Below are 25,172 nucleotides of genomic sequence, written 5' to 3'. Positions count from 1 at the left end.
GGACTCGGAGGCAGTCCGGACCGGGGACGAAGCCTCAGCCCACCGAGCTGTACGCCACCACGCCCCGCAGCAGCGACTCCACCGCCTTGCGGGCGTTCTTGGAGACGGTGCTGTTCTCCCTGGGCGCCGCCGCCGCGACCTGGCCGAGCACGTCGATGACCTGCTTGCACCAGCGGACGAAGTCGCCGGCCGGCATCTCGGCCTCGCGCAGCACCTCGTCGAGGCTCTTGTCGGAGGCCCACTGGTAGGCGGCCCAGGCGAAGCCGAGGTCGGGCTCGCGCTGGCCGACCCCCTCCGCCTGGTTGATCTTGAACTCCTCTTCGAGGGCGTCGAGTCGGCCCCAGATCCGCACCATCTCGCCCAGCGCCGCCTTCGCGTTCCCGCTCGGCAGCTTCGGCGCGACGGCGTCGTCGGACTGGCGAGCCTCGAACACCAACGCCGACACACAGGCGGCGAGTTCGGGCGGGGTGAGACCCTCCCAGACGCGTTCGCGGAGGCATTCGCTGGCCAGCAGGTCGAGCTCGCCGTAGAGACGGGCAAGCCGCTTGCCGTTCTCGGTGACCTCGTTCGCGCGGAGGTAGTCGAGCTCCGTGAGGAGCGCGACGATCCGGTCGAAGGTGCGGGCGATGGTGTTGGTACGGCCCTCGATGCGCCGCTCCAGCTGCTCGGTGTCGCGCTGGAGGCGGTGGTAGCGCTCGGCCCAGCGCGCGTGGTCCTCGCGCTCGTCGCAGCCGTGGCAGGGGTGGGCACGGATCTCGGTGCGCAGCCGGGCGATCTCACGGTCGTCGGCGGCGGCGGAGCGCTGCTTCTGGTGGCGCTCGGGGTTGATGTGCCCGGCCTTGCTCCGCAGGGCGGAGGCCAGATCACGACGGGACTGCGGGGAGCGGGGGTTGAAGGACTTGGGGATCCTCATCCGCTCCAGCGCCTCGACCGGGACGGGGAAGTCGATCGAGGCGAGCCGCTTGACCTGCCGCTCGGCGGTGAGGACGAGCGGGCGCGGCCCGTCGTGGTGCTCGAAGCCCCGGTGGCCGTTGGTACGGCCGGCCGGGATGCCGGGGTCGAGGACAAGGGCGAGACCGGCGAACTTGCCGGTGGGGACGTGGATGACGTCGCCCGGCTTGAGCTTCTCCAGGGAACCGGCCGCCTGGGCACGGCGCTGGGCGGCGCCCTGCCGGGCCAGTTCGGTCTCGCGGTCCTTGAGATCACGGCGGAGCCGCGCGTACTCCCCGAAGTCACCGAGGTGGCAGGTCATGCCCTGGCGGTAGCCGTCGAGCCCTTCCTCGTTCCGCTGCACCTGCCGGGAGATGCCGACGACGGAGCGGTCCGCCTGGAACTGGGCGAAGGAGGTCTCGAGGAGTTCGCGGGAGCGGTGCCGGCCGAAGCCCTCGACGAGGTTGACCGCCATGTTGTACGAGGGCTTGAAGCTGGAGCGCAGGGGGTACGTGCGCGTGCCGGCGAGTCCGGCGAGGTGCTCCGGGTCGAGCCCGCGCTGCCAGAGGACGACGGCGTGGCCCTCGACGTCGATGCCACGGCGTCCGGCACGACCGGTGAGCTGGGTGTACTCGCCGGGGGTGATGTCGGCGTGCTGCTCGCCGTTCCACTTGACGAGCTTCTCCAGGATGACGGTCCGCGCGGGCATGTTGATGCCCAGGGCGAGCGTCTCGGTGGCGAAGACGGCCTTGACGAGGCCGCGTACGAAGAGCTCCTCGACGACCTCCTTGAAGGTCGGGAGCATGCCGGCGTGGTGGGCGGCGATGCCCCGCTCCAGGGCTTCGAGCCACTCGTAGTAGCCGAGGACGTGGAGGTCCTCGCTGGGGATGGCGGCCGTGCGCGCCTCGACGATCTCGCGGACGCGCTGGCGCCCGTCGTCGTCGTTGAGGCGGAGTCCGGCGTGGAGGCACTGCTGTACGGCGGCCTCGCAGCCGGCCCTGCTGAAGATGAAGGTGATGGCCGGCAGAAGTCCCTCGGCGTCGAGGCGCTCGATGACCTCGGGGCGGCCGGGGGTCCAGATGCGGGAGCGCTGGCGGCGCTCGCGCTCGCGGTCGGCCTCGCGGACCATCTTGCCGCGCCGCCGCTCACGCGGGTTGTACGTGCGCGTGTTCTCGGTGCGGGCGAGGCGGAGGAGGTCGGGGTTGAGTTCGCGCCGGGAGGCGCCCCGGCCGCCGTGGTCGGTCTCCTCCTCGAAGAGGTCGTACATCCGGCGTCCGGCGAGGACGTGCTGCCAGAGCGGGACGGGGCGGCTCTCGGAGACGATGACCTCGGTGTCGCCGCGGACGGTGTCGAGCCAGTCGCCGAACTCCTCGGCGTTGGAGACGGTGGCGGAGAGCGACACGAGGGTGACGGACTCGGGGAGGTGGATGATCACTTCCTCCCAGACGGCGCCACGGAAGCGGTCGGAGAGGTAGTGGACCTCGTCCATCACGACGTAGCCGAGGCCGGAGAGCGCCTGCGAGCCCGCGTACAGCATGTTGCGGAGCACTTCGGTGGTCATCACGACGATCGGGGCGTCGCCGTTGACACTGTTGTCACCGGTGAGCAGGCCGACCTTGTCGTTGCCGTAGCGCTTGACGAGGTCGGCGTACTTCTGGTTCGACAGCGCCTTGATGGGGGTCGTGTAGAAGCACTTGCGGCCCTGGGTGAGGGCGAGGTGGACTGCGAACTCGCCGACGATGGTCTTGCCGGAGCCCGTGGGCGCGGCGACGAGTACGCCCTTGCCCGCTTCAAGAGCCTGGCAGGCCTCGATCTGGAAGGGGTCCAGACCGAACTCGTACATCTCGCGGAAAGGGGCCAGCGCGGTGGCCTGCTCGGCGTTGCGGGCGCGGGCGGCCGCGTACGCCTCGGCGGGTGTGAGGTCCTCTGTCATCTTGTCTTCGAGCCTACCCGCCGCCTCTGACAGTGACGCGATCTTTATCGCGGGGATGTGGCGGGGGCCCCGGGCGGGGCCAGGACGCGGAGGGCGCCGGGCACGCAGGTCACGGTGAGGGGCAGCGGTCCGAGCGGCTCGCCGTCGGCGTAGCCGGTGGTGCCGGGGGCGTCGAGGGCGAGGGAGCGGACCCGGTACGTGGTGACCTTGGGGTGGTCGAGGTGGGTCCCCTTGTAGACACGGGGGAAGACCTTGATCAGGGTCCTTCGGTCGCAGTCGCCGACCACGGTGACGTCGAGGAGTCCGTCGTCGGTGCGGGCGTCGGCGCAGATCCGCATCCCGCCGCCGTACGAGCTGCCGTTGCCGACGGCGACGAGGGTGGCGGCGGTCTCGACGACGCGACCGCCGTCGAGGGTGAGGCGGTACGGGACGGGCCGGAAGCCGGCCAGTTCGGCGAGGATGGCGAGGTCGTACTTGAAGCGGCCGGCGGGGATCCGCATGCGGTTGCCCCGGTCGTTGACGCGTGAGTCGAATCCGGAGGCGAGCACGGTCCCGTACCAACGGCCGGTGCCGGTGCCGGTGCCGGTGCCGGTGGCAGTGCCCGCGCCCTCGCGGGTCCCGGTCGAAGCCGTACGACCGGCGTCCGGCCCACTCCCGCCGGAAGCCCCCGCCCCACCCTCGATCCGCCCCAGGTCGATGCTCCTGCCGCCCGTGGTCTTGAGGATCTCGGCGGCGACCCGCCCCGCCGCCGACGGGTCGCGGACGGGCAGTCCCAGGGTGCGGGCGAAGTCGTTGCCCGTACCCGCCGCGATGATCCCGAGCGGGGTGCGCGTACCGGCGACGGCCTGGAGCGCGAGGGAGATCATGCCGTCGCCACCGACCGCGACGAGGGCGCCGGTGCCCGCGGCGACGGCCTCGCGGGCGCGTCGCAGGGCGTCGTCGGCGTCGTGCCCGAGGACGGTACGGACGGAGAATCCGGCGTCCCTGAGGGCCTGCGCGGCGGGTTGTGCGGCGTGGGCACCGCGGCCACGGCCCGCGGTGGGGTTCACGAAGAGGGTGATGTCGCTGGTCATTGGGGGTCCCCCCGGACGGAGTCTGGGGGGACCCTACAAGATCAGGTGATGTCGTCGTAACCGTTCAGCCGCTGGGCGGTGGTTCCGCCGTGCTCCCCGGTGGCCTGTTCGGGCACGGTCCGGGAGGCGCCGACCGATTCGACGGTACCGACGGCCTCGGGGGTGAGGTCGAGCGTGGAGGCCTCGTCGTCGTCGAGGTCGGCGTCGGGGTTGTTGCGCTTACGCCGGCGGTCGTTGAGCAGCGAGAAGCCGACGGCCCCGAAGTAGAGGACCGTGATCGGTCCGGCGAGGGCGATCATGCCGACGGGGTCGGTGGTGGGGGTGATGACGGCGCCGAAGACGAAGACGCCCATGATCACGCCGCGCCACCAGCCGGCCATGCGGCGGCCGGTGAGGACGCCCGTCAGGTTGAGCATCACCAGCACGAGCGGCAGCTCGAAGGCGAGACCGAAGACCAGCACCATCCGCAGGGTGAAGTCGAGGACGTCACCGAGGGAGAGGATGTTCGCGGAGCCGCTGGGCGTGAGGCTGATGAGGACCTTCACGCTGATGGGGAGGATGAGGTACGCGAGGTAGGCGCCCGCACCGAAGAGCGGGACGGCCGCGCCGACGAAGGCGTACGTGTACTTCTTCTCCTTCTTGTGCAGTCCCGGAGCGACGAAGGCCCACAGCTGGTACAGCCAGACCGGGCTCGCGACGACGAGGCCCGTCGTCAGCGACAGCTGGATCGTCGTGCTGAACGGGGCCATCAACGTGTTGAAGGAGACGATCGCGCAGTTTCCGCCGTCACTGGTGACCCCGCTGGGGCAGGTGGGCACCGATTTCGTCAGGAACTGCATGAGCTCCTCGCTGTACACGAGGGCCACGATCGTCACCGCTGCGATGGCGAGGAGACCCTTCGCCAGTCGGTTGCGGAGTTCACGCAGGTGCTCCACGAGGGGCATCCGGCCCTCGGGATCCTTCTCCTGCTTGCGGGCAGACTTGGGCAACCCACGTCCTCATCTCGTGCGGCAGCCGCCGCGCGGTGCGGCGGCCGCGGCGGACCGGGTCAGCGCTTGGTGGTGTCCGAGGGCTCGGCCACGGGACGCGAGCTGGTCACGTCGCCGGGAGCGGCCTGGATGGTGCGCGGGGCGGGCTGGTCCTGAGCGGTGGCACCCGTGGCGGCACCGGCCTGCGGCGGGTCGGCGGGGGCGCTCTGCTGGTCCTCCGCCTTCATCGCCTTGGCCTCGCTCTTGAGGATGCGGGCCGACTTGCCGAGCGAGCGAGCCATGTCCGGGAGCTTCTTGGCACCGAACAGCAGGATGACGACGACGAGGATGAGAATGATCTCGGTGGGGCCGAGCCTACCCATAGCTGTTTACCTTCTTCACCGAGGCGACATGGAGTTGCGTTGCCGCGCCGGTCGGACGTGCGTCCGGCCACCGCGCTGTCTGCGATCGTAACCCGCAGGAGTAAACGCAGGGCAATGCCCGTGCATACTCCCGATTGCCTCCCCCGAGCGCGGCCCGGGGCGGCCCCTGGCAGCGTACGGCGCGTCTCAGCGCAGGGACTCACCGGTTCGGGCCAGTCCCACGGCGGCCGTTTCGAGCTCTTCCACGGCCTGGTTGATCCGCCCTGTGGTGTGGGCCACTTGACGGCCCAGGCGCTGGACCTCCAGGAAGACCTTGACGGCGAGGACGCCGAGCACGGCGATGCCGAGGAAGCCGAGGGCGATGGCGAGCATGGGCCAGAACATGTGCCGAGCCTAGACGTTGGGAAGGGCGGACCGGGCGGCGGGACGCCGGGGCTCAGACGGTGCTGTGGAGCCGCAGGGTGCGGACCCCACCGCCGGTGAGGAGCTCGATGATGCGCTCGCCCGCGGGCTTGCGGACGGAGCTGCCGCACTCGGGGCAGGTGAAGGAGTAGAACGTGGTGCGGCGGCTGGCCCCGATGGCGAGGCGCAGCGCGCTCGCGGAGAGCTCGAAGCGGGCGCGGCAGTCGGGGCAGCCGGCCTTGAAGAGCACCGGGCCCACGGTCGCCGCAATACCGTGCATCGCGGACATCTCCCTCACTCGCCCTCGTACGCGGCGAGCGCGGCGGCCGCCGCCGTCCTCGCGTTGTCCGCGAGCTCCTGCGGTGCGACGATCCGCCCGTCGCTGCCCAGCCGGAGCGCGAGCCGGCGCAGCGAGGCCGGGTCGGGGGTGCGCAGGGTGATCCGCAGCCCGCCGCCGGTCAGCTCCTCGGCCCGGTCGTGCGGGTAGTACTCGGCGACCCAGCGCCCGCCGGGACCGACCTCGACCACCACCTCGGGGTCGTCGGCGGAGGGCTGGACGAGACCCGCGGAGAGGTCCCGCAGCTCCAGCTCCGGCGGCGCCGCGTGCTCGTCGAGGATGCGGATCTCGGCCACCCGGTCGAGCCGGAAGGTGCGGCGCGCCTCGGAGAGCCGGCACCACGCCTCCATGTAGGTGTGGCCGACGGCGAACAGCCGGATCGGGTCGACCTCGCGCTCGGTGAGCTCGTCGCGCGCGGGCGAGTAGTAGCGCACCCACAGGCGCCGGCGCTCGGAGATCGCGCGGTCGACCTCGGCGAAGACCCCGCCCTCGGACTCGAAGGTGACCGAGAGCCGGGAGCTGGCCCCGGCGGCCTCGCCGGCCGCGGTCTCCAGCTTCGCGGTCGCGCGCAGCAGCGCCTCCCGGTCGCTCTCGCGGAGCCCCGGCAGGGTGGCGACGGCGCGGGCGGCGACCAGCAGGGCGGTCGCCTCGTCCGCGGCGAGCCGCAGCGGAGCGGCGACGTCGTCCGGGTTGTGCCACCAGATCCGGTCGCCGTCGGTGTCGATGTCGAGGAGGTCGCCGCCGCGGAAGCTGGTGCCGCACATGGGCAGCACGTCCAGGTCGGAGATCAGCTCGTCCTCGGTGATCCCGAAGGCGCGCGCGACGTCGGCGACGTGGGCGCCGGGGCGCTCACGGAGGTAGGTGACGAGCGAGAGCATCCGCCTCGTCTGGTCGATCGCGTTGGCAGCCATGCGGTACGTCTCCCCCTCAGCCCTTGGCCACGGCGCGCAGCCGGTCCACCACATCGGCCCGCAGATCGGCGGGTTCCAGTACGACGACATCGGGGCCGAACTCGACGAGCCAGGCGTCGAGCCCGTGCCCGTACGGGATCTCCAGCTCGTCCCAGCCGCCGGCTCCCTCGCTCACGGACTGGGCGCGGGCCCGCAGCGGGTAGCCGCAGCCGGCGCGCAGCCGGATGCGGGCCGAGCGGGTCGCGGTCTCCCCCGCCCAGCTCTCCACGGTCTCGCGGACGGTGACGACGTCGGGCACGGGCGCGGTGAAGGCGCCGGCCCGGGAGCGGACCTTGCCGGTGATACGGGAGAGGCGGAAGACGCGCTCGGCGCGGCGCTCGCGGTCCCAGCCTGCCAGGTACCAGTGGCCGCGCCAGCATTCGAGGGTCCAGGGTTCGACCTGGCGGCTCTCGGGGCTGGCGGCGTTGGCCTTGCGGTAGTCGAAGACGACGGGGCGGCGGTCGCGGCAGGCCAGCATGAGCGGTTCGAAGGCGGCCTCGTGAACCGGGATGCGGGGTTCGAGGGCGCTGGGCTGGGTGTCGTACGAGTCCTCCGCCTCGGGCATGCCGGCGGCGCGGAGCTTCTGGAGCGCGCCGCTGGCGGCTCCGGCGAGGCGCGCCTGCTGCCAGACCTTGGCGGCGAGGCCGAGTGCGGCGGCCTCCTCGGCGTCGAGGGTGATGGCGGGCAGCCGGTTGGAGTCGCGGCGGGCGAGGTAGCCCGTCTCGCCCTCCAGGTTCTCGACGGTCTCGATGACGAGGCCGAGCTCGCGGAGGTCGTCCTTGTCGCGCTCGAACATGCGGTTGAAGGCGTCGTCGCCGCCGGCTTCGAGATAGGCCTCGATGGAGCCGCGGAGCTCACGCTTGCTGAGGGGGCGGCGCGTGCCGAGCAGGCACAGCGCGAGATTCATCAGCCGCTCGGACTTGGCAATCGCCATCGAAGCCCTGCACCTCTTCCGCCCGATCCGGTTCCCGACGTCCGACCGTACCGCCCCGGGGTGTCGGCGCCAAAGCCGAGGACCCCCGCCGTGGAAGGCGGGGGTCCTCGGGTCACCCGATCCGGCCGGACGCGAGTCCGGCCGGGCGCCGGGTCCGGCCGGGCGCCGGGTCCGGCCGGGCGCCGGGTCAGCGCTTCTTCACGGCCACGAGGTCGCAGACGAAGATCAGCGTCTCGCCCGGGGCGATGGAGCCGCCGGCGCCGCGGTCGCCGTAGGCGAGGTGCGCGGGGATGATCAGCTGGCGGCGGCCGCCGACCTTCATGCCCTGGACGCCCTGGTCCCAGCCCTGGATGACCTGACCGGCGCCGAGGTTGAAGTCGAGCGCGGTCCCGCGGTTCCAGGAGGCGTCGAACTCCTCACCGGTGGAGAAGGCCACACCCACGTAGTGGACCTTGACGAAGTCACCGGCGGCGGCAATCTCGCCGTCGCCCTCCCAGATGTCCTTGATCTCCAGGTCCTTCGGCGGCTCGCCGCCCGGGAAGTCGATCTCGGGCTTCTCGATGCTCACTGAACTGCTCCTCATACTGATGCTGTGCACGAAAACGATCCGCGCGAACGGGACAGTCTTACATCTTCGTCAGGATGTCCACGGCGAACACCAGCGTGGAGTTCTTCGGGATGCCCTGCTTCTCCTCGTTGCCGAAGGCCTCGGACGGCGGGGCGACGATGAGGACGCGGCTGCCGATCTTCTTGCCGACGAGACCGTCCTTGAGGCCCTTCAGCGTGAGCTGCTCAAGGGGGAAGTTCGCGGGCTTCCCGGTGGTGTACGTCGAGTCGAAGACCTTGCCGTCCTTCCAGAGGGCGGCGACGTAGTTCACGACCACGGTGTCGGTGGCCTTCACGGCCTCACCCTTGGACTCGAGCACGTAGTTCGAGACGAGCTTGGTCGGCGGGTCGACCTTGGGGACGGTCAGCGTGGGCGCCTTGCCGTCGGTGTTGGTCCCGACCTTCGGCAGGTCCTTGTTGTCCTGGGCGACCGGGGTGCCGGTGGCGGACTTCGGGATCGTGACGGCCTTCAGGATGTCCACGACGAAGACGAGGGTGGCGTTCGGCTTGATGTCGCCCTGGCCCTGCGCGCCGTAACCGAGCTCCGGCGGGATGCCGATCTCGATGCGGCTGCCGACCTTCTGGCCTTCGAGGGCCTGGTCCCAGCCCTTGATGACCTGGCCGGCGCCGAGGGTCAGGTCGAAGGGCTTGCCGCGGTCGAAGCTGTTGTCGAAGGGGGTGGTGGAGTCCCAGGCCTGGCCCAGGTAGTTCACCGAGAGCGCGTCGCCCTTCTTCGTCACCGCGCCCTTGCCCTCGCTGATGACGTTGACCTTGAGTTCCTTGGGCGGGTCGCCCTCGCCCTTCGCGAGGGTCGGCTTCTCCCCGAACTTCTCACCCGCGGTGATGGCGGGGAGTCCGTTCTTCATCGAGGCGGAATCGGAGCCCTTGTTGTCACTGCCGCACGCCGCTGTCGAGAGCAGCAGCAGCGGGACGACGAGAAGGCCGGCAAGTCGGCGCACGTGTTCCTCAGATCTCAGACGGCACAGTAGTTGTGCCGACACTCTAGGGGACCCTCCTGTCACGTCGAGGGCCCCGCACGCCAAACGTGCGGGGCCCTCGGCCGGTATGACCTGCTTACATTCCGGCGATCAGCTTTTCGACCCGGTCGTCGACGGAGCGGAACGGGTCCTTGCACAACACCGTGCGCTGTGCCTGGTCGTTCAGCTTGAGGTGGACCCAGTCGACGGTGAAGTCCCGCCGCTGCTCCTGGGCGCGGCGGATGAAGTCGCCGCGGAGCCGGGCCCGAGTGGTCTGCGGGGGCACCGACTTGCCCTCGAAGATCTTCAGGTCGTTGCAGATCCGGGCCGCCTGCCCGTTCTTCTGCAGCAGGTAGTAGAGCCCACGACGGCGGTGGATGTCGTGGTAGGCGAGGTCTATCTGCGCGACCCTCGGGTTGGACATGGTCATGTTGTGCTTGGCCCGGTAGCGCTCGATGAGCCGGTGCTTCATGACCCAGTCGATCTCGGTCTCGATGCGGTCGAGCCGCTCGCTCTCGATCGCGTCGAGCGTACGGCCCCACAGCTCCAGGACCTGGGCCACGGTGCCGTTCCGGATGCCGCGGCGGTCGACGAAGTCGACGGCCTTCTCGTAGTACTCGCGCTGGACTTCGAGGGCCGAGGCCTCCCGGCCGCTGGCGAGCCTGACCTTGCGCTGCCCTGTGATGTCGTGGCTGACCTCACGGATGGCCCGGATCGGGTTCTCCAGGGTCAGGTCGCGCATCACGGTGCCGGCCTCGATCATGCGCAGCACCAGGTCGGTGGCGCCGACCTTGAGCAGCATGGTCGTCTCGGACATGTTCGAGTCGCCGACGATGACATGGAGCCGGCGGTAGCGCTCGGCGTCGGCGTGCGGCTCGTCCCTGGTGTTGATGATGGGCCGCGAGCGGGTGGTGGCGGAGCTGACGCCCTCCCAGATGTGCTCGGCACGCTGGGAGACGCAGAACACCGCGCCCCGGGGGGTCTGGAGGACCTTTCCCGCGCCGCAGATGAGCTGCCGGGTGACGAGGAACGGAATGAGGATGTCCGCGAGCCGGGAGAACTCCCCGTGGCGGGCGACGAGATAGTTCTCGTGGCAGCCGTAGGAGTTTCCGGCCGAGTCGGTGTTGTTCTTGAAGAGGTAGACGTCGCCCGCGATTCCCTCCTCGTGCAGGCGGCGTTCGGCGTCGACGAGCAGGCCCTCGAGAATGCGCTCGCCGGCCTTGTCGTGGGTGACCAGTTCGGTCACGTTGTCGCATTCCGGCGTTGCGTATTCCGGATGCGATCCCACGTCCAGGTACAGGCGGGCGCCGTTCCGCAGGAAGACATTGCTGCTGCGGCCCCATGACACGACACGGCGGAAGAGGTAGCGCGCCACTTCGTCAGGAGACAGTCGGCGCTGTCCCCTGAACGTGCACGTGACGCCGTACTCGTTCTCCAGCCCGAAAATGCGGCGGTCCATGTCTGAACATTACGCCTGAGGGCGTGCGCTGAAACCGGGTTGGGCGTTCCCGTTTCGATCATTTTCCGATCAGTGCGTGTTGTTTTCCCCGTGTACGGCGGTGGGGGCGCTCGTACCCACGGCGTGTCGCGCGTCGGTCACAGGCGTGTCGGAACCGGTGGGAGCGCCGAGGACACGGCCGGTGGCGACGAGGACGAGCAGGGCGACCAGACCACCCACACCCGCGACGGCGAACCCGGTCGCCGTCCCGGCCAGTTCGACGGCGGGTCCCGCGACGGCGGAACCGAGGGCCGAGCCGACGCCGAAGGTGGTGACCAGCCAGGAGAAGGCCTCGGTGACGGTGCCGCGCGGCGCGTGCCGGTCGACGACGATGAAGGCGCAGGCGAGGACGGGGGCCAGGAAGACGCCGGAGAGCACCGAGAGGGCCGTCATGGCGACGGGGCCCGGGGTGAGCACCAGCGGCAGGTAGCAGACCGCCAGGAGCAGCACGAGCACACGCAGCCGCCGCTCGGGCGCTCCGGCCCACTGCCGGGCCCCGTAGACGACCCCGCCGAGGAGCGCGCCGAGGCCGAGGGCGGCCATCAGCCAGCCGTAGACGGCCGGGGTGCCCCGGTCGTCGGCGTAGGCGACGGCGGCGACGGTGATGGAGCCGAGGGCGAGGCCGACGAAGAAGAACGAGCCGAGCAGGGCGAGCAACCCCGGGGAGCGCAGGGCACCCAGCCAGTGGGCCTCGCGGGGCGCGGAGCGCCAGGTGCGAGAGGGCTCCGAGAGCACGACGGAGAGGGCGCCGAGGACGCCGAGCAGGTTGATGACGAGCAGGGCCGCCGCGGGCGACCACAGGGAGACGAGGAGGGTCAGCAGCAGCGGGCCTGCCGTGAACATGACCTCCTGCGCCACCGCGTCCAGGGCGTACGCCCGGTGGACCCGGTCCTCGCGGCCCAGGACGCTCGGCCACAGGGCGCGCAGTCCGCCCTCCAGGGGCGGTGTGAAGAGCCCGGCGAGCACGACGGCCGCGTAGGCGAGGGGGAGGGCGCCGATGCCGGTCAGGGCGAGCAGGGCCATGCCGACGGCGGAGAGCACCGCGGCGGGCAGCTGGACCCGGGGCTGGCCCTTGAGGTCGACGGCGCGGCCGAGGAGGGGCTGGCCGAGGGCGGTGGCGACGCCGTAGGCGGCGATGAGGCCGCCGGCGAGGGTGTAGCTGCCGCCCTGGTCGCGGACGAAGAGGGTGATGGCGATGGGGCCGACGCCGTTGGGAAGGCGCCCGAGGAGGGTCCCGGCGAGCAGCCGGGCCGCGTGGGGTGCCCGGAGTATGTCGCGATAGCCGCCGTGCGCCGGGGCCTCGGTGGCCATGTGGTCTCCCCTCGCCTCGGGCGCCGCCGAGGTTTTACGTATAACTTCAGGCGTCATACGTACCATGTCGGCTGTACGCGGGTCCACCCCGCGACCGGCCCGGGGCCCTTCCCCGGGACCGTCACCGTCCGACGCGGAGGCTTCAGTGCAGACCCCGGAGCCGCTCGGCGGCACCCGCCCCACCAGCCGGGACGTCGCACGCACGGCCGGCGTCTCGCAGGCGACCGTCTCCCTCGTGCTCGGCGACAAGTGGCGCGGGCGGGTCTCCGAGCGCACCGCCGGGACCGTCCGCGAGGCCGCCAGGGAGCTCGGCTACCGGCCCAACCTCGCCGCCCGCAATCTGCGCCTCGGCCGCACCCGCACGGCCATGCTGGTCGTCCCCGCCCTCACCAACGAGTTCTTCGCCCACGTCTACACGGGCGCCGCCGCCGCGGCGGCCCGGCAGGGCTTCGGCGTGGTCCTCTACCCCTCCCCCGACGGCCTCGGCCCCGCGCGGGACCCCTTCGCCTCCGCGCAGGCCGCCCTCGACGGCGTGATCGCCTCCTCGATGGCGGCCGACGCGCTGGAGGCCTTCCGGGGCAGCGACCTCCCGCTCGTCATGCTCGACAGCGACCCGGCCGCCCCCGGCGCCGCGCATGTGAACCTCGATGTCGCCGACGGGATGCGCAAGGTCACCGGGCACCTGCTCGGCCTCGGCCACCGCCGCTTCCTGCACCTGGCCTCCGCCGCCCCGTCCTGGACCTTCGACGTGCGGGCCGCCGCACTGGCCGAGGCCCTGCGCGGGACGGAGGTGCGCACCGTACGGTCGCCGCTGAACGTCGCCGACGCCTGGGAGGCCGCGAGCCTCGCCCTGACTGCCCCCGGGCCCCGGCCCACGGCGGTGATCTGCGACGACGACATCCTCGCGGTCGGCGTCGTCAAGGCCGCCCGCCGGCTCGGGCTGCGCGTCCCCGAGGACCTGTCGGTCACCGGCTTCGACGACATGGCCCTGGCCACGGTCGTCGAACCCGAGCTCACCACGGTCCGGCTGCCCGCCGAGGAGTTCGGCAGGCGGGGTATGGAAGCCCTGCTCGCCGTCCTCGCGGGCGAACCGGCGCAGTCGGAAGCGCTCCCCGTCACCCTGGTCACCCGGGACTCCACGGGGCCCGCAGCGACGCGCTGAGCCCTTCGGCGTGCGGGTGGGCACCCTGATGCGTACGGGGGCCCGGCGTGCGTACGTGGTGGCACCCGGATATGTACGGGTGGCGCCGGCGTGCGCCGGATGCCGCCCGCCACGGACGTACGAGTGACGCCTGGCGTGCGTTCGGATGGCGCCCGCCACGGACGTACGAGTGGTGCCCGGTACGCCGGAGGGGGCCGGGTCACGACGGACCCGGCCCCCTCCGGCGGTGCTTCTGCCCGCCGGGAAGCGTTCGCGCTCCCCGGCGGGGTGCTACTCCTCGGGAGCCTCGTCGGAGGGCTCGTCCGTCTTCGCCGCCGCCGCGTTGTCCGCCTCCAGGAGGCGGGACAGCTGACGGCCGACGATCCGCTTGAACTTGCGCTGCTGCGGGCGGGTGCGGTCGAGGACCGCCACCTCCAGGCGCTCCGCGGGGATCTCCCGCTCGGTGCCGTTGGTGTCCCGCGAGAGCGCCTGCACGGCCAGCTTCAGGGCCTCGGCCAGGGACATGCCGTCCCGGTGGCGCTGGTCCAGGAAGGTCCCGATCTGCTCGGCGTTGCCGCCGACCGCGACCGAGCCGTGCTCGTCGACGATCGACCCGTCGTGCGGCAGCCGGTAGATCTGGTCGCCGGCCGGCTCGGTGCCGACCTCCGCGACGACCAGCTCCACCTCGTACGGCTTCTCCCCCGCGCTGGAGAAGATCGTGCCCAGCGTCTGGGCGTAGACGTTGGCCAGGCCGCGCGCGGTGACGTCGTCGCGGTCGTAGGTGTAGCCCCGCAGGTCGGCGTAGCGCACGCCGCCGATGCGGAGGTTCTCGTACTCGTTGTACTTGCCGGCGGCGGCGAAGCCGATCCGGTCGTAGATCTCGCTGAACTTGTGCAGTGCGCGCGACGGGTTCTCGCCGACGAAGACGATGCCGTCGGTGTACTGGAGGACGACGAGGCTGCGGCCTCGGGCGATGCCCTTGCGGGCGTACTCCGCCCGGTCGGCCATGGCCTGCTGGGGTGAGACGTAGAACGGAGTGGACACCGGCGGTCCGTCCCTTTCTTCTGGGCTTCTGTCGGGCGACGAGTGGTCAGAGCAGGGCGGCGCGCGGCCCGTCGGGCTCTTCGAGTCGCCGCTCGGTGATCGACCGGGCCAGCGCGGAGGACTCGGCCTCGGTGAGCCTGCGGTAGCCCTCGTCCGTGATGACCGTGACGATCGGGAAGATCCGGCGCGCCATGTCTGGGCCACCGGTCGCCGAGTCGTCGTCCGCCGCGTCGTAGAGCGCCTGCACGACCAGCGTGGTGGCCTGCTGCTCGGTCAGGTCGGCGCGGTAGAGCTTCTTCATCGAGCCGCGCGCGAAGATCGAGCCGGAGCCGGTGGCGGCGTACCCGTGCTCCTCGGAGCGGCCGCCGGTCACGTCGTAGGAGAAGATCCGGCCCTTCTCCTTGCCCTCGTCCCAACCCGCGAAGAGCGGCACGACGGCGAGTCCCTGCATGGCCATGCCCAGGTTGCCCCGGATCATGGTCGAGAGGCGGTTCGCCTTGCCCTCCAGGGAGAGCGTGACGCCCTCCACCTTCTCGAAGTGCTCCAGCTCCAGCTGGAACAGCTTGACCATCTCCACGGCGAGACCGGCGGTCCCGGCGATGCCGACGGCGGAGAACTCGTCGGCCGGGAACACCTTCTCGATGTCCCGCTGCGCGATCATGTTCCCCATGGTGGCCCGCCGGTCACCGGCGAGCACGACCCCACCGGGGAACGTGGCCGCGACGATGGTCGTCCCGTGCGGGGCCTGCACGACCCCCTCAGGCAGCTTCCGTCCGCCCGGCAGCAGCTCCGGCGAGTGGTCCGCCAGAAAGTCGATGAACGAGGACGAGCCCGGCGTCAGGAAGGCAGCTGGTAGACGCCCGGTGCTACGAGTGTTGGCTTCCACGCGTTTCCCTCCAGGTATGAGATGGCCCGACGAAGGGTGTCGGGATCGTCTCCCAACTTGCCGATGGCCGAATTGCAGTTGAAGCAGAGTACGCCTCGGACCCTACCCGTCTCGTGGCAGTGATCCACGTGCACAGCGGGGGCGGCGGGACGGATACAGCAGACACCCATCTGCGACGCGATCATCTCGTCGCGTTCGGCCTCGGTGATGCCGTACTGACGCTTGAAATAGCCGGCCCGGTTCCGCTGGGCACGACACTCTCGGCAGCAGCTCGCCCAGCCGTCTGCACTGGATCTGTTCCGCCCCCACTCAGAGTGGGCTTTGGTCCCTTCACACTGGGGACATCGCTTGTGGCCGGACGGCACGGGCACCTTCTCCCGCACCGTCCGCCCTCGCGACTCCTGACGCCGTCTGCAGTCCGCAGCCTGGCATTCCCGACAGTAGGCCTGCAGACCATCACGCAACGAGCGATTACTCGCGAACGACTCGTGCGGTTTGACATGCCCGCACAGAGAGCATCGCTTCACACGTTCGGCGTCCGACTTACCCACTCCCCCACCTTCGGTTCGAAGGCCCAGGCCCTACTGGCCACCTTTTTGCACGAATGACCTCACGAAGTCCTCGGCGTTCTCCTCCAAGACGTCGTCGATCTCGTCGAGGACGGAGTCCACGTCCTCGCTCAGCTTCTCCTGGCGTTCCTGGAGGTCGGAGTTCGCCTCCGTGGTGGTCTCCTCGACCTCCTCCGTGGAACGCGTCGCCTTCTGCTGTCCGCCGCCGGTGTCCTTGGTCGCCATATCCCTCACCCCGCTCGAATCGGCCCGCTCGGTTGAGTCCTTCAAGATCAGACCCTATAGGGCGGGTCCGACATCGGCCCCGCAGTTTCCACAACGTCCGGGCACTGCTTCCATGATTCCCAGTGCCGGGGCATTTCAGGCCCGGAACGGGCCTCGGATCAGCCGCCCGAAAGGACGCGCACCAGTTCCTCGGCGGTCCGGCAGCGGTCCAGGAGGGACTTCACGTGTGCCTTGGTGCCGCGCAGCGGCTCCAGGGTGGGCACGCGCTGGAGCGAGTCCCGGCCGGGCAGGTCGAAGATCACCGAGTCCCAGGAGGCCGCCGCGACATCGTCGGCGTACTGCTCCAGGCACCGGCCCCGGAAATAGGCCCTGGTGTCCTCGGGAGGCGCCGTCTCCGCCCGCTCCACCTCGGACTCGTCCAGGAGCCGCTTCATGCGCCCGCGGGCCGCCAGACGGTTGTAGAGGCCCTTCTCGGGGCGTACGTCCGCGTACTGGAGGTCCACCAGGTGCAGCCGGGCCGCGTCCCAGTCCAGGCCGTCCCTGCGCCGGTAGCCCTCCATGAGCTCCCGCTTGGCGATCCAGTCCAGCTCCCCGGACAGGCTCATCGGGTCGTTCTCGAGCCGGTTGAGCGTGTCCTCCCAGCGGAACAGGACGTCCATGGTCTGGTCGTCGGCGTCCGAGCCGTACCGCTCCTCCACGTACTTCCTCGCCAGCTCGAAGTACTCCATCTGGAGCTGCACCGCGGTGAGTGTCCGGCCGCTGCGGAGCGTGACCAGGTACTGGAGGGTCGGGTCGTGCGAGACCTGGTGGAGGGTGCGCACGGGCTGGTCGACGGCGAGGTCCACGGTGATGAACCCGTCCTCGATCATCGACAGGACCAGCGCGGTGGTGCCCAGCTTGAGGTAGGTCGAGATCTCCGACAGGTTCGCGTCGCCGATGATCACATGGAGCCGGCGGTACCGCTCGGCGTCGGCGTGCGGCTCGTCCCGGGTGTTGATGATGGGCCGCTTGAGGGTGGTCTCCAGGCCGACCTCGACCTCGAAGTAGTCGGCGCGCTGGCTGATCTGGAAGCCGTCCTCCCGCCCGTCCTGGCCGATGCCGACCCGTCCCGCGCCGGTCACGACCTGGCGGGAGACGAAGAAGGGGGTCAGGTGCCGCACGATGTCCGAGAAGGGGGTCTCCCGCTTCATCAGGTAGTTCTCGTGCGTGCCGTAGGAGGCGCCCTTGTTGTCGGTGTTGTTCTTGTAGAGGTGGATCGGCTGGGCCCCGGGGAACTGGGCTGCCCGCTCGGCGGCCTCCGCCATGATCCGCTCGCCGGCCTTGTCCCAGAGCACGGCATCACGCGGGTTGGTCACCTCGGGCGAGCTGTACTCCGGGTGGGCGTGGTCCACGTAGAGGCGTGCCCCGTTGGTGAGGATCACGTTGGCCAGGCCGATGTCCTCGTCGGTGAGCTGGCTGGAGTCGGCGACTTCGCGGGCGAGGTCGAAGCCGCGGGCGTCCCGCAGCGGGTTCTCCTCCTCGAAGTCCCAGCGGGCTCGGCGCGCCCGGTGCATCGCCGCCGCGTAGGCGTTGACGATCTGGGACGAGGTGAGCATGGCATTGGCGTTCGGGTGTCCCGGGACGGAGATCCCGTACTCCGTCTCGATGCCCATTACTCGCCGTACGGTCATGCGGCCCTCCTTGCCCGGCGGCGCTCACAGTGCGCGACTCGGCGGTACCGAAGAGCCTAGAACGGCTCCGCGCTGGTGGGGAGATCACTCGCGGTATTTCCCTGTGCCGGGGGGAAATGCCGGAGGGAATGCGACGGCTGCGGATGCCCGGTTTCCGGACATCCGCAGCCGGTGTGCGTTTCTACAGGTACTGGCCGGTATTGGCCACCGTGTCGATGGAGCGTCCGGTGTCCGCGCCCTGCTTTCCGGTGACGAGCGTACGGATGAACACGATCCGCTCGCCCTTCTTTCCGGAGATCCTGGCCCAGTCGTCGGGGTTGGTGGTGTTGGGCAGGTCCTCGTTCTCCTTGAACTCGTCCACGCATGCCTGGAGGAGGTGGGAGACCCGGATGCCCTTCTGGTCGTGGTCGAGGAAGGCCTTGATGGCCATCTTCTTGGCCCGGTCGACGATGTTCTGGATCATCGCGCCGGAGTTGAAGTCCTTGAAGTAGAGGACTTCCTTGTCGCCATTGGCGTACGTGACTTCGAGGAAGCGGTTCTCCTCGGATTCGGCGTACATCTGCTCGACGACGGACTGGATCATTCCGTGGGCCGCGGCGGCCTTGGAGCCGGCGTGCTCGGAGATGTCGTCCGTGTGGAGCGGCAGGGTGGCCGTGAGGTACTTCGCGAAGATGTCCTTCGCGGCCTCCGCGTCCGGACGCTCGATCTTGATCTTGACGTCGAGCCGGCCGGGCCGCAGGATCGCGGGGTCGATCATGTCCTCGCGGTTGGAGGCGCCGATGACGATGACGTTCTCCAGGCCCTCCACGCCGTCGATCTCGGCGAGCAGCTGCGGGACGATGGTGTTCTCCACGTCCGAGCTGACACCGGAGCCGCGGGTGCGGAAGAGGGATTCCATCTCGTCGAAGAAGACGATGACGGGGGTGCCCTCGCTCGCCTTCTCCCGGGCACGCTGGAAGACGAGGCGGATGTGCCGCTCGGTCTCACCGACGTACTTGTTGAGGAGCTCGGGGCCCTTGATGTTGAGGAAGTAGGACTTCCCCGCGGGCTGTCCGGTCACCTCGGCGACCTTCTTGGCCAGGGAGTTGGCCACGGCCTTCGCGATCAGCGTCTTGCCGCAGCCCGGCGGCCCGTAGAGCAGGATGCCCTTGGGCGGCCGCAGTTCGTGCTCCTTGAAGAGGTCCGGGTAGAGGTACGGGAGCTCGACCGCGTCGCGGATCAGCTCGATCTGGTTGCCCAGGCCGCCGATCTTCTCGTAGTCGACGTCCGGGACCTCTTCGAGGACGAGTTCCTCGACCTCGCTCTTGGGGACCACTTCGTAGACGTAGCCGGAGCGCGAGTCGAGCAGCAGGGCGTCGCCGGGGCGGATGGTGACGTCCAGCAGAGGCTCGGCGAGCCTCACCACCCGCTCCTCGTCGGTGTGCCCGACCACCAGGGCCCGCTCGCCGTCCTCGAGGATCTCCTTGAGGGTGACGATGTCCCCGGCGCGCTCGTACTCCATGGCCTCGACCACGTTGAGCGCTTCGTTGAGCATGACTTCCTGGCCGCGCTTGAGCTCGTCGAGCTCGATGCTCGGGCTGACGTTCACCCGGAGCTTGCGGCCCCCGGTGAAGATGTCGCAGGTGCCGTCCTCGTTGGCCTGCAGGAAGACACCGAAGCCGGCCGGCGGCTGTGCGAGCCGGTCGACCTCCTCCTTGAGGGCCACGATCTGGTCGCGGGCCTCACGGAGCGTGTTCGCCAGACGTTCGTTCTGCGCGGACACGCCGGCCAGGTTTGTCTGGAGCTCGACGATCCGCTCTTCGAGAATCCTCGTGTGACGCGGAGAGTCGGCGAGCTTGCGGCGCAGGACGGCGATTTCCTGCTCGAGATAGGCAACCTGACCGGCGGGGTCTTCAGACCCTCGCCCCGGCCGGATGCCGCGGTTGATGTCGTCGTCGTGGGCTGCCACGGTCCTCACCTCCTCCAAGGGGAGCTGGACGCTTCCTGACCCTACCTGCGTGGGTGGTGATTGAAACCCCTAGATCAAAAAGACTCCGAGGTGTGTCCGATCTTCACCCTTGCGCTTCCCCTCTCGCCAGGGGAATACCCACCCTTCACGACTTGAATGCGGGCGGTTGTATCGTCGTCCTGGGTCAACACCCGTCAGAGGGGGCCCGACTTACCCGCGAGAAGCGGAACGGGTCGCGGAATGCGTCGCGGCTCGGGCGCGGAACAGATGCAGAACGAGATGCAGGAACGGCAGGAGATATGACCGTGCAGCACGAGGCTCCGTCCACGGGCGTCGACGAGGCCCTGGAGGTCTGGATCGACCAGGACCTGTGCACCGGGGACGGGATCTGTGCGCAGTACGCTCCCGAGGTCTTCGAGCTGGACATCGACGGGCTCGCATATGTGAAGAGCGCCGACGACGAACTCCTCCAGGACGCGGGGGCGACCACTCCGGTGCCGCTGACGCTGCTCCAGGACGTGGTGGACTCCGTGAAGGAGTGCCCCGGCGACTGCATCCATGTGCGCCGGGCCGCGGACAAGGTGGAGGTGTACGGCCCCGACGCCGGGTGACGGGTCAGGCGCTCCGCGCGTCGGCCTGTCCGGCGCCGACGAAGGCTCCGCCCTGCCAACGCCAGCTGACCTGCTCCTTCTCGTCGGGGCAGCAGCTGGGTACGTCGAGGGACGAGTAGCCGAGCAGGGTGGCGTGGACCGCTCCGCCACGTACGGCGAGGGCTCCGACGCTCTTGAGCTGCTCGGGCGCGACGAGCGTGGCCACCACGCGCGCGGGTGCGCCGGCCTCCTTGCCGCGGGTGAGGACGTAGACGCCGCTGGGCGGGGTGCCGGAGCCGGCTTCACAGTGCACGACCGCAACGGTCTCGGGGTTTCCGTCCCCGTCGAGGTCCCCCGACACCCGCTTGGCGACGGTGTGCGGGGCTCCTCGGCATTCCAGCGGGTAGTCGACTCCGGTGGCCTCGGGCGCGGGTGCCGGACGCGGGGCGGCGGGGGCCGCGGAGGCTCCGGCGGGGCCCGGCTGGAGGAGTCCGGCGAGGGCGACGACGGCGGCGGTCGCCGTGGCGGTGGCCAGCCAGTGAGCCGGCCGGGCTCGGGTGTGTGCGAGGTCCACGAGGTCCGGGGCGGCGGAGGGCTGCACGCGAGACGTCTCCTGTGGGGTGGTGCGGCGGGTTTCCGGCATCGTGCCACACGTCACAGGGGGACGGAACAGCCGGGTCGGGCCCGGCGGGGGCGCTCCGGTCGCGGCGAGCGGTCGGGGGCGGGCATATCCGGACACGGCCTGGAGCCGGGGGCGGCGCACTCGTGGCGGGGGTCCCGAAAGCCGAGCGGCTCAGGCGGGACGGCTCCGGCCGGTCAGTCGGTCACCGGTCCGAACATGAGGACGCCGCCGTCCAGTTCCCCGCAGTAGGGCGGGAACTCGACGGCGGCGTGCCGTGGATGTCGGGACGTCAGCCCTTGTTGGGGCCTTCGTAGTCCTCGCCGTAGGCACCCTTGGCGGGGCGGCGGCGGCGCATCGGGGGCTCGACCCCGTCCGCGAGGCGGCGGGCGGTGACGAGGAAGCCGGTGTGGCCGATCATCCGGTGGTCCGGGCGGACTGCGAGGCCCTCGACGTGCCAGTTGCGGATCATGGATTCCCAGGGCTGCGGCTCGGCGTAGCAGCCGAACTCGCGGATGGACTCCACGGTGCGGGCGAGCTGGGTGGTGGTCGCCACGTAGCAGCAGAGGATGCCGCCGGGGACGAGCGCCTTGGAGACGGCCTCCAGGCACTCCCAGGGAGCGAGCATGTCCAGGATGACGCGGTCGACCTCGGTGTCGGACAGGTTGTCCTGGAGGTCGCCGACGGTCAGCTGCCACGCGGGGTGCGGACCGCCGAAGTAGCGCTCGACGTTGCCCTTCGCGATCTCGGCGAAGTCCTCGCGGCGCTCGTAGGAGTGCAGCATGCCGCTGTCGCCGATGGCGCGGAGCAGGAAGCTGCTGAGCGAGCCGGAGCCCACGCCTGCCTCGACGACGCGCGCGCCGGGGAAGATGTCGGCGAAGGCGAGGATCTGCCCCGCGTCCTTCGGGTAGACCACGGCGGCACCGCGGGGCATGGACAGGACGTAGTCGGGGAGCAGGGGGCGCAGCGCGAGGTAGGCGACGTTTCCGGTGGTACGGACAACGCTGCCCTCGGGTGCGCCGATCAGCTCGTCATGGGGGAAAGAACCCTTGTGGGTGTGGAAGTTCTTTCCCTCTTCGAGCGTGAACGTGTAGTGGCGGCCCTTGGGGTCGGTCAGCTGAACCTGGTCCCCGACCTTGAAGGGCCCGCGGCGGCGGGCGGCACCGGTCGGTTCGGACATACGACCAGAGTACCGGGGTTAAGAGGTGGGTCGTGCCATGGCCTTGACGAAGGCGCGCTCGACGTCGGTGGTGGCGAGGACTCCGTAGATCTCGCCGGTGTCCTCGACGACGAGGTACTCGGTGGCGGGGCTGGCGCGGAGGTGGTCGAGGAGGGGCTGCCCGGTGAGTTCGGCGGGGACGCGCATGCCCTCGGTGAGGTCCTGGGCGAGGGTGCTGACGGCGACCCAGGGGCGGCGGTGCTGGGGGACGGCGGCGATGGCGGCCTCGCGGACGATGCCGGTGGGGTCGCCGTGGCCGTCGACGACTACCAGGGCGCGGGCGCCGGACTCGTTGGCGCGGCGGAGGGCCTCGGAGAGCGGGGTGGCGGGCTCGACGGGGATGGCGCGGCGGGTGAGGCTGCGGGCGCGGAGCTCGGGGAGGTGTTCGCGGAGGCGGGCCATGCGGAGGCTGTTGCCGGCGCCGGTCCAGATGATGGCGGCCAGGATCGCGGCGAGCAGGGCGTCGGTGACGGTGGTGAAGCCGTCGATGTTCTCGGTGGAGTTGCCGAGCCAGCCGGTGCGGGTGAGCAGGGGGAGGCCGATGAGGACGGTGACGGCGAGGAAGCGGCCGACCCAGGCGGCGGCGACGGTGCCGCTCATGGGCTTGCCGGTGATCTTCCAGACGACGGCGCGGAGCATGCGGCCGCCGTCGAGCGGGAGGCCGGGGAGCAGGTTGAAGATCGCGACGATCAGGTTGGAGATCATCAGGCCGGCGAGCAGGACGCCGGGGACGGTGCCGGGCTCGACGGCGTACAGGGAGAGGTAGAACAGGCCGGAGAGGACGAGGGAGAGGAGGGGGCCGACGAAGGCGAGGACGAATTCGCGGCCGGGGGTCTCGGTCTCCTTCTCGATCTCGGAGACGCCGCCGAAGAACTGGAGCTGGATGCGGCGCACCGGGAGCTTGAAGCGGAGCGCGGCGATGGTGTGGGCCAGTTCGTGGACCAGTACGGAGGCGTAGAAGGCGATGGCGAAGAAGAGGGAGACCAGGTAGCGCGCGGCGCCGAGTTCGGGCAGGACGCGCTGGATCTGGTCGCCGAAGACCCAGGTGATCAGGGCGGCGACGAGGAACCAGCTGGGGGCGACGTAGACGGGCACGCCGAAGGGACGGCCCATGAGGATGCCGCCCCCGGGCTCCTCGGTCCGCTGCGGCTTGGGCTCGTCCTGGTTCACGGGTTCCTTTCGTCGCGTGGTGTGACCGAGTCGCTGCGTCACGGTTCGATCATGCAGTGCGACAGGGTCACAGGTCGATGGTATTCCGCGCGCTGTCGGTGGCGGGTCGTAGGGTCTTCGACATGAGTACGAGCGAGCAGGTGCCGGCGGAACCCCGGGCGCCCATGTCGTTGTCGCCTTCGCGGGCGAGCGATTTCATGCAGTGTCCGCTGCTGTACCGGTTCCGGGTGATCGACCGGCTGCCGGAGAGGCCGAGCGAGGCGGCGACCCGGGGCACGCTGGTGCACGCCGTGCTCGAGCGGCTCTTCGACGATCCGGCGGTGGACCGGACGGCGCCGCGGGCGCGGGCGATGGTTCCGGGGCAGTGGGACCGGCTGCTGGAGTCGAAGCCGGAGCTGGGCGAGCTGTTCGCGGAGGACCCGGAGGGGGCCCGGCTCGCGGGTTGGCTGGGTGAGGCGGAGCGGCTGGTCGAGCGGTGGTTCACGCTGGAGGATCCGACGCGTCTGGAGCCCGCCGAGCGCGAGCTGTTCGTGGAGACGGAGCTGGATTCGGGGCTGCGGCTGCGCGGGGTGATCGACCGGATCGATGTGACGCCCACGGGTGATGTGCGGATCGTCGACTACAAGACGGGCAAGGCGCCCCGGCCGGAGTACCGGGACGGCGCGCTGTTCCAGATGACCTTCTACGCGCTGGTGGTGTGGCGGCTGAAGCGGGTGATCCCGAGGCGGCTGCAGCTGGTGTATCTGGGCAGCGGTGAGGTGCTGACGTACGACCCGGTGGAGGCGGATCTGCTGCGGGTGGAGCGGAAGCTGCTCGCACTGTGGGACGCGATCCGGCTGGCGACGGAGTCGGGTGACTGGCGGCCGCGTCCGACGAAGCTGTGCGGTTGGTGTGACCATCAGGCGGTCTGTCCGGAGTTCGGTGGTACGCCCCCGGTGTACCCGTTGAAGATCGTTTCAGCGCGCCCGCCGGAGTCGGGCGAATCCGGGCAGGGCAGAATGGACCCGGCCCCGCCGGCGCCGTAGTGCCGGCGTACCTCGTGAGCTCAGCCCCGTGAAGGAGCCCTTGTGACGATCCGCGTCCTCTTGGTCGACGATCAGCCGCTGCTGCGCACCGGCTTCCGGATGATTCTGGAGGCGGAGCAGGACATCGCGGTGGTGGGTGAGGCCGGGGACGGCCTCCAGGCGCAGGAGCAGGTGCGGGCGCTCCAGCCGGACGTGGTCCTGATGGACATCCGGATGCCCCGGATGGACGGGGTGGAGGCGACCCGGCAGATCACGGGTCCGGGTCGGGACGGTCCGGCGAAGGTGCTGGTGCTGACCACCTTCGACCTCGACGAGTACGTGGTGGAGGCGCTGCGGGCGGGAGCGAGCGGTTTCCTGTTGAAGGACGCGCCGGCGACCGAGCTGGTGCAGGCGATCCGGGTGGTGGCGGCCGGTGAGGCGATGCTGGCGCCGTCGATCACGCGTCGGCTGCTCGACAAGTACTCGGCGCATCTGCCGACGGGCGAGGAGCGGGTCCCGGACACGCTGGGGACCTTGACCGACCGTGAGGTGGAGGTGCTGAAGCTGGTGGCACGGGGCCTGTCGAACGCGGAGATCGCGGCGGATCTGTTCGTCAGTGAGACGACGGTGAAGACGCACGTGGGTCACGTGCTGACGAAGCTGGGCCTGCGGGACCGGGTGCAGGCCGCGGTGTACGCGTACGAGAGCGGCCTGGTGCGGCCGGGCGCCGCCGGTCAGTAGCTCCCCCGGACGCGAAGGAGACGACAGGAGGGGCCCGGTACGCG

At 70.4% G+C, this 25,172-nt stretch carries 25 protein-coding genes; 4 read left to right on the top strand and 21 right to left on the bottom strand.

Going from position 1 to position 25,172, the window contains the following annotated elements; translation table 11 throughout:
* Positions 1 to 34 precede the first annotated feature (34 nt).
* The 12 genes from ABT154_RS10670 to ABT154_RS10615 all read right to left on the bottom strand — a co-directional run bounded on the left by ABT154_RS10670 (position 35) and on the right by ABT154_RS10615 (position 12,302).
* Complete coding sequence (locus ABT154_RS10670) at positions 35 to 2,863, bottom strand: DEAD/DEAH box helicase (RefSeq protein WP_351855489.1); 2,829 nt, start codon at positions 2,861 to 2,863, stop codon at positions 35 to 37.
* Between the two features lie 44 nt (positions 2,864 to 2,907).
* Positions 2,908 to 3,936 (bottom strand): diacylglycerol kinase family protein, encoded by a 1,029-nt coding sequence (locus tag ABT154_RS10665; RefSeq protein ID WP_351855486.1) that lies wholly within the window; start codon positions 3,934 to 3,936, stop codon positions 2,908 to 2,910.
* 41 nt (positions 3,937 to 3,977) lie between these two features.
* Entirely contained in the window at positions 3,978 to 4,880 is a 903-nt protein-coding gene (gene tatC, locus ABT154_RS10660) for a twin-arginine translocase subunit TatC (RefSeq protein ID WP_351855792.1), read from the bottom strand.
* Between the two features lie 104 nt (positions 4,881 to 4,984).
* On the bottom strand, positions 4,985 to 5,287 hold the full coding sequence (gene tatA / locus ABT154_RS10655; protein ID WP_317873637.1) for a Sec-independent protein translocase subunit TatA: 303 nt from the start codon (positions 5,285 to 5,287) through the stop codon (positions 4,985 to 4,987).
* A 186-nt stretch (positions 5,288 to 5,473) separates the two neighbouring features.
* On the bottom strand, positions 5,474 to 5,671 hold the full coding sequence (locus ABT154_RS10650; protein ID WP_317873638.1) for a hypothetical protein: 198 nt from the start codon (positions 5,669 to 5,671) through the stop codon (positions 5,474 to 5,476).
* A gap of 52 nt (positions 5,672 to 5,723) precedes the next feature.
* The gene (locus ABT154_RS10645; RefSeq protein WP_351855481.1) at positions 5,724 to 5,978 is read right to left on the bottom strand and encodes a CpXC domain-containing protein; all 255 of its coding nucleotides are present in this window, start codon (positions 5,976 to 5,978) and stop codon (positions 5,724 to 5,726) included.
* A 5-nt stretch (positions 5,979 to 5,983) separates the two neighbouring features.
* On the bottom strand, positions 5,984 to 6,937 hold the full coding sequence (locus ABT154_RS10640) for a helix-turn-helix transcriptional regulator (RefSeq protein WP_317873640.1): 954 nt from the start codon (positions 6,935 to 6,937) through the stop codon (positions 5,984 to 5,986).
* 16 nt (positions 6,938 to 6,953) lie between these two features.
* Entirely contained in the window at positions 6,954 to 7,910 is a 957-nt protein-coding gene (locus ABT154_RS10635; RefSeq protein WP_351855478.1) for a helix-turn-helix transcriptional regulator, read from the bottom strand.
* Positions 7,911 to 8,097: 187 nt separating this feature from the next.
* Entirely contained in the window at positions 8,098 to 8,478 is a 381-nt protein-coding gene (locus tag ABT154_RS10630; RefSeq protein WP_351855477.1) for an FKBP-type peptidyl-prolyl cis-trans isomerase, read from the bottom strand.
* 58 nt (positions 8,479 to 8,536) lie between these two features.
* Entirely contained in the window at positions 8,537 to 9,475 is a 939-nt protein-coding gene (locus ABT154_RS10625; protein WP_351855475.1) for an FKBP-type peptidyl-prolyl cis-trans isomerase, read from the bottom strand.
* 115 nt (positions 9,476 to 9,590) lie between these two features.
* The gene (pafA, locus tag ABT154_RS10620) at positions 9,591 to 10,952 is read right to left on the bottom strand and encodes a Pup--protein ligase (protein WP_056566373.1); all 1,362 of its coding nucleotides are present in this window, start codon (positions 10,950 to 10,952) and stop codon (positions 9,591 to 9,593) included.
* A gap of 69 nt (positions 10,953 to 11,021) precedes the next feature.
* A complete protein-coding gene (locus tag ABT154_RS10615; RefSeq protein ID WP_351855473.1) occupies positions 11,022 to 12,302 on the bottom strand; it encodes an MFS transporter in 1,281 nt (426 codons plus the stop codon).
* Between the two features lie 145 nt (positions 12,303 to 12,447).
* Between ABT154_RS10615 and ABT154_RS10610 the strand changes: the two genes are divergently transcribed.
* Positions 12,448 to 13,464 (top strand): LacI family DNA-binding transcriptional regulator, encoded by a 1,017-nt coding sequence (locus ABT154_RS10610; protein ID WP_351855471.1) that lies wholly within the window; start codon positions 12,448 to 12,450, stop codon positions 13,462 to 13,464.
* 270 nt (positions 13,465 to 13,734) lie between these two features.
* On the opposite strand, the gene prcA is transcribed toward ABT154_RS10610, so the two are convergent.
* The 6 genes from prcA to arc all read right to left on the bottom strand — a co-directional run bounded on the left by prcA (position 13,735) and on the right by arc (position 19,785).
* A complete protein-coding gene (gene prcA / locus ABT154_RS10605) occupies positions 13,735 to 14,487 on the bottom strand; it encodes a proteasome subunit alpha (RefSeq protein ID WP_317873646.1) in 753 nt (250 codons plus the stop codon).
* Between the two features lie 46 nt (positions 14,488 to 14,533).
* On the bottom strand, positions 14,534 to 15,373 hold the full coding sequence (prcB, locus tag ABT154_RS10600) for a proteasome subunit beta (protein WP_351855468.1): 840 nt from the start codon (positions 15,371 to 15,373) through the stop codon (positions 14,534 to 14,536).
* Positions 15,325 to 15,543 carry an endonuclease VII domain-containing protein gene (locus ABT154_RS10595; protein ID WP_351855790.1) on the bottom strand — a complete coding sequence of 73 codons (219 nt, stop codon included), beginning with the start codon at positions 15,541 to 15,543 and terminating at the stop codon, positions 15,325 to 15,327. Before ABT154_RS10595 ends, prcB begins: the two co-directional genes overlap by 49 nt.
* 411 nt (positions 15,544 to 15,954) lie before the next feature.
* Positions 15,955 to 16,167 (bottom strand): ubiquitin-like protein Pup, encoded by a 213-nt coding sequence (locus ABT154_RS10590; RefSeq protein ID WP_351855465.1) that lies wholly within the window; start codon positions 16,165 to 16,167, stop codon positions 15,955 to 15,957.
* A 158-nt stretch (positions 16,168 to 16,325) separates the two neighbouring features.
* Positions 16,326 to 17,837, bottom strand: coding sequence for a depupylase/deamidase Dop (gene dop / locus ABT154_RS10585; RefSeq protein ID WP_351855463.1), 1,512 nt, complete (start codon positions 17,835 to 17,837; stop codon positions 16,326 to 16,328).
* Between the two features lie 181 nt (positions 17,838 to 18,018).
* Complete coding sequence (gene arc, locus ABT154_RS10580) at positions 18,019 to 19,785, bottom strand: proteasome ATPase (protein WP_351855460.1); 1,767 nt, start codon at positions 19,783 to 19,785, stop codon at positions 18,019 to 18,021.
* A gap of 299 nt (positions 19,786 to 20,084) precedes the next feature.
* Between arc and ABT154_RS10575 the strand changes: the two genes are divergently transcribed.
* Positions 20,085 to 20,396: a ferredoxin gene (locus tag ABT154_RS10575; protein WP_351855457.1), complete on the top strand. Its 312-nt coding sequence runs from the start codon at positions 20,085 to 20,087 to the stop codon at positions 20,394 to 20,396.
* A 4-nt stretch (positions 20,397 to 20,400) separates the two neighbouring features.
* On the opposite strand, the gene ABT154_RS10570 is transcribed toward ABT154_RS10575, so the two are convergent.
* From ABT154_RS10570 to ABT154_RS10560, 3 genes are all read right to left on the bottom strand, one after another.
* Entirely contained in the window at positions 20,401 to 21,018 is a 618-nt protein-coding gene (locus ABT154_RS10570; protein ID WP_351855455.1) for a hypothetical protein, read from the bottom strand.
* A 268-nt stretch (positions 21,019 to 21,286) separates the two neighbouring features.
* A complete protein-coding gene (locus tag ABT154_RS10565; protein ID WP_056566344.1) occupies positions 21,287 to 22,174 on the bottom strand; it encodes a tRNA (adenine-N1)-methyltransferase in 888 nt (295 codons plus the stop codon).
* Between the two features lie 18 nt (positions 22,175 to 22,192).
* Entirely contained in the window at positions 22,193 to 23,326 is a 1,134-nt protein-coding gene (locus ABT154_RS10560; protein WP_351855787.1) for a site-2 protease family protein, read from the bottom strand.
* Positions 23,327 to 23,505: 179 nt separating this feature from the next.
* Here ABT154_RS10560 and ABT154_RS10555 point away from each other — a divergent pair, with 179 nt between their 5' ends.
* Together ABT154_RS10555 and ABT154_RS10550 are read left to right on the top strand one after the other, a co-directional pair.
* Positions 23,506 to 24,408 (top strand): RecB family exonuclease, encoded by a 903-nt coding sequence (locus tag ABT154_RS10555; protein WP_351855452.1) that lies wholly within the window; start codon positions 23,506 to 23,508, stop codon positions 24,406 to 24,408.
* Between the two features lie 42 nt (positions 24,409 to 24,450).
* Positions 24,451 to 25,128, top strand: coding sequence for a response regulator (locus ABT154_RS10550; RefSeq protein ID WP_351855449.1), 678 nt, complete (start codon positions 24,451 to 24,453; stop codon positions 25,126 to 25,128).
* The last annotated feature ends 44 nt before the right edge of the window (positions 25,129 to 25,172 follow it).

The organism is Streptomyces sp. NPDC001728 (assembly GCF_040297565.1).
GTDB lineage: Bacteria > Actinomycetota > Actinomycetes > Streptomycetales > Streptomycetaceae > Streptomyces.
This window is presented reverse-complemented; position numbering and strand designations above follow the sequence as displayed.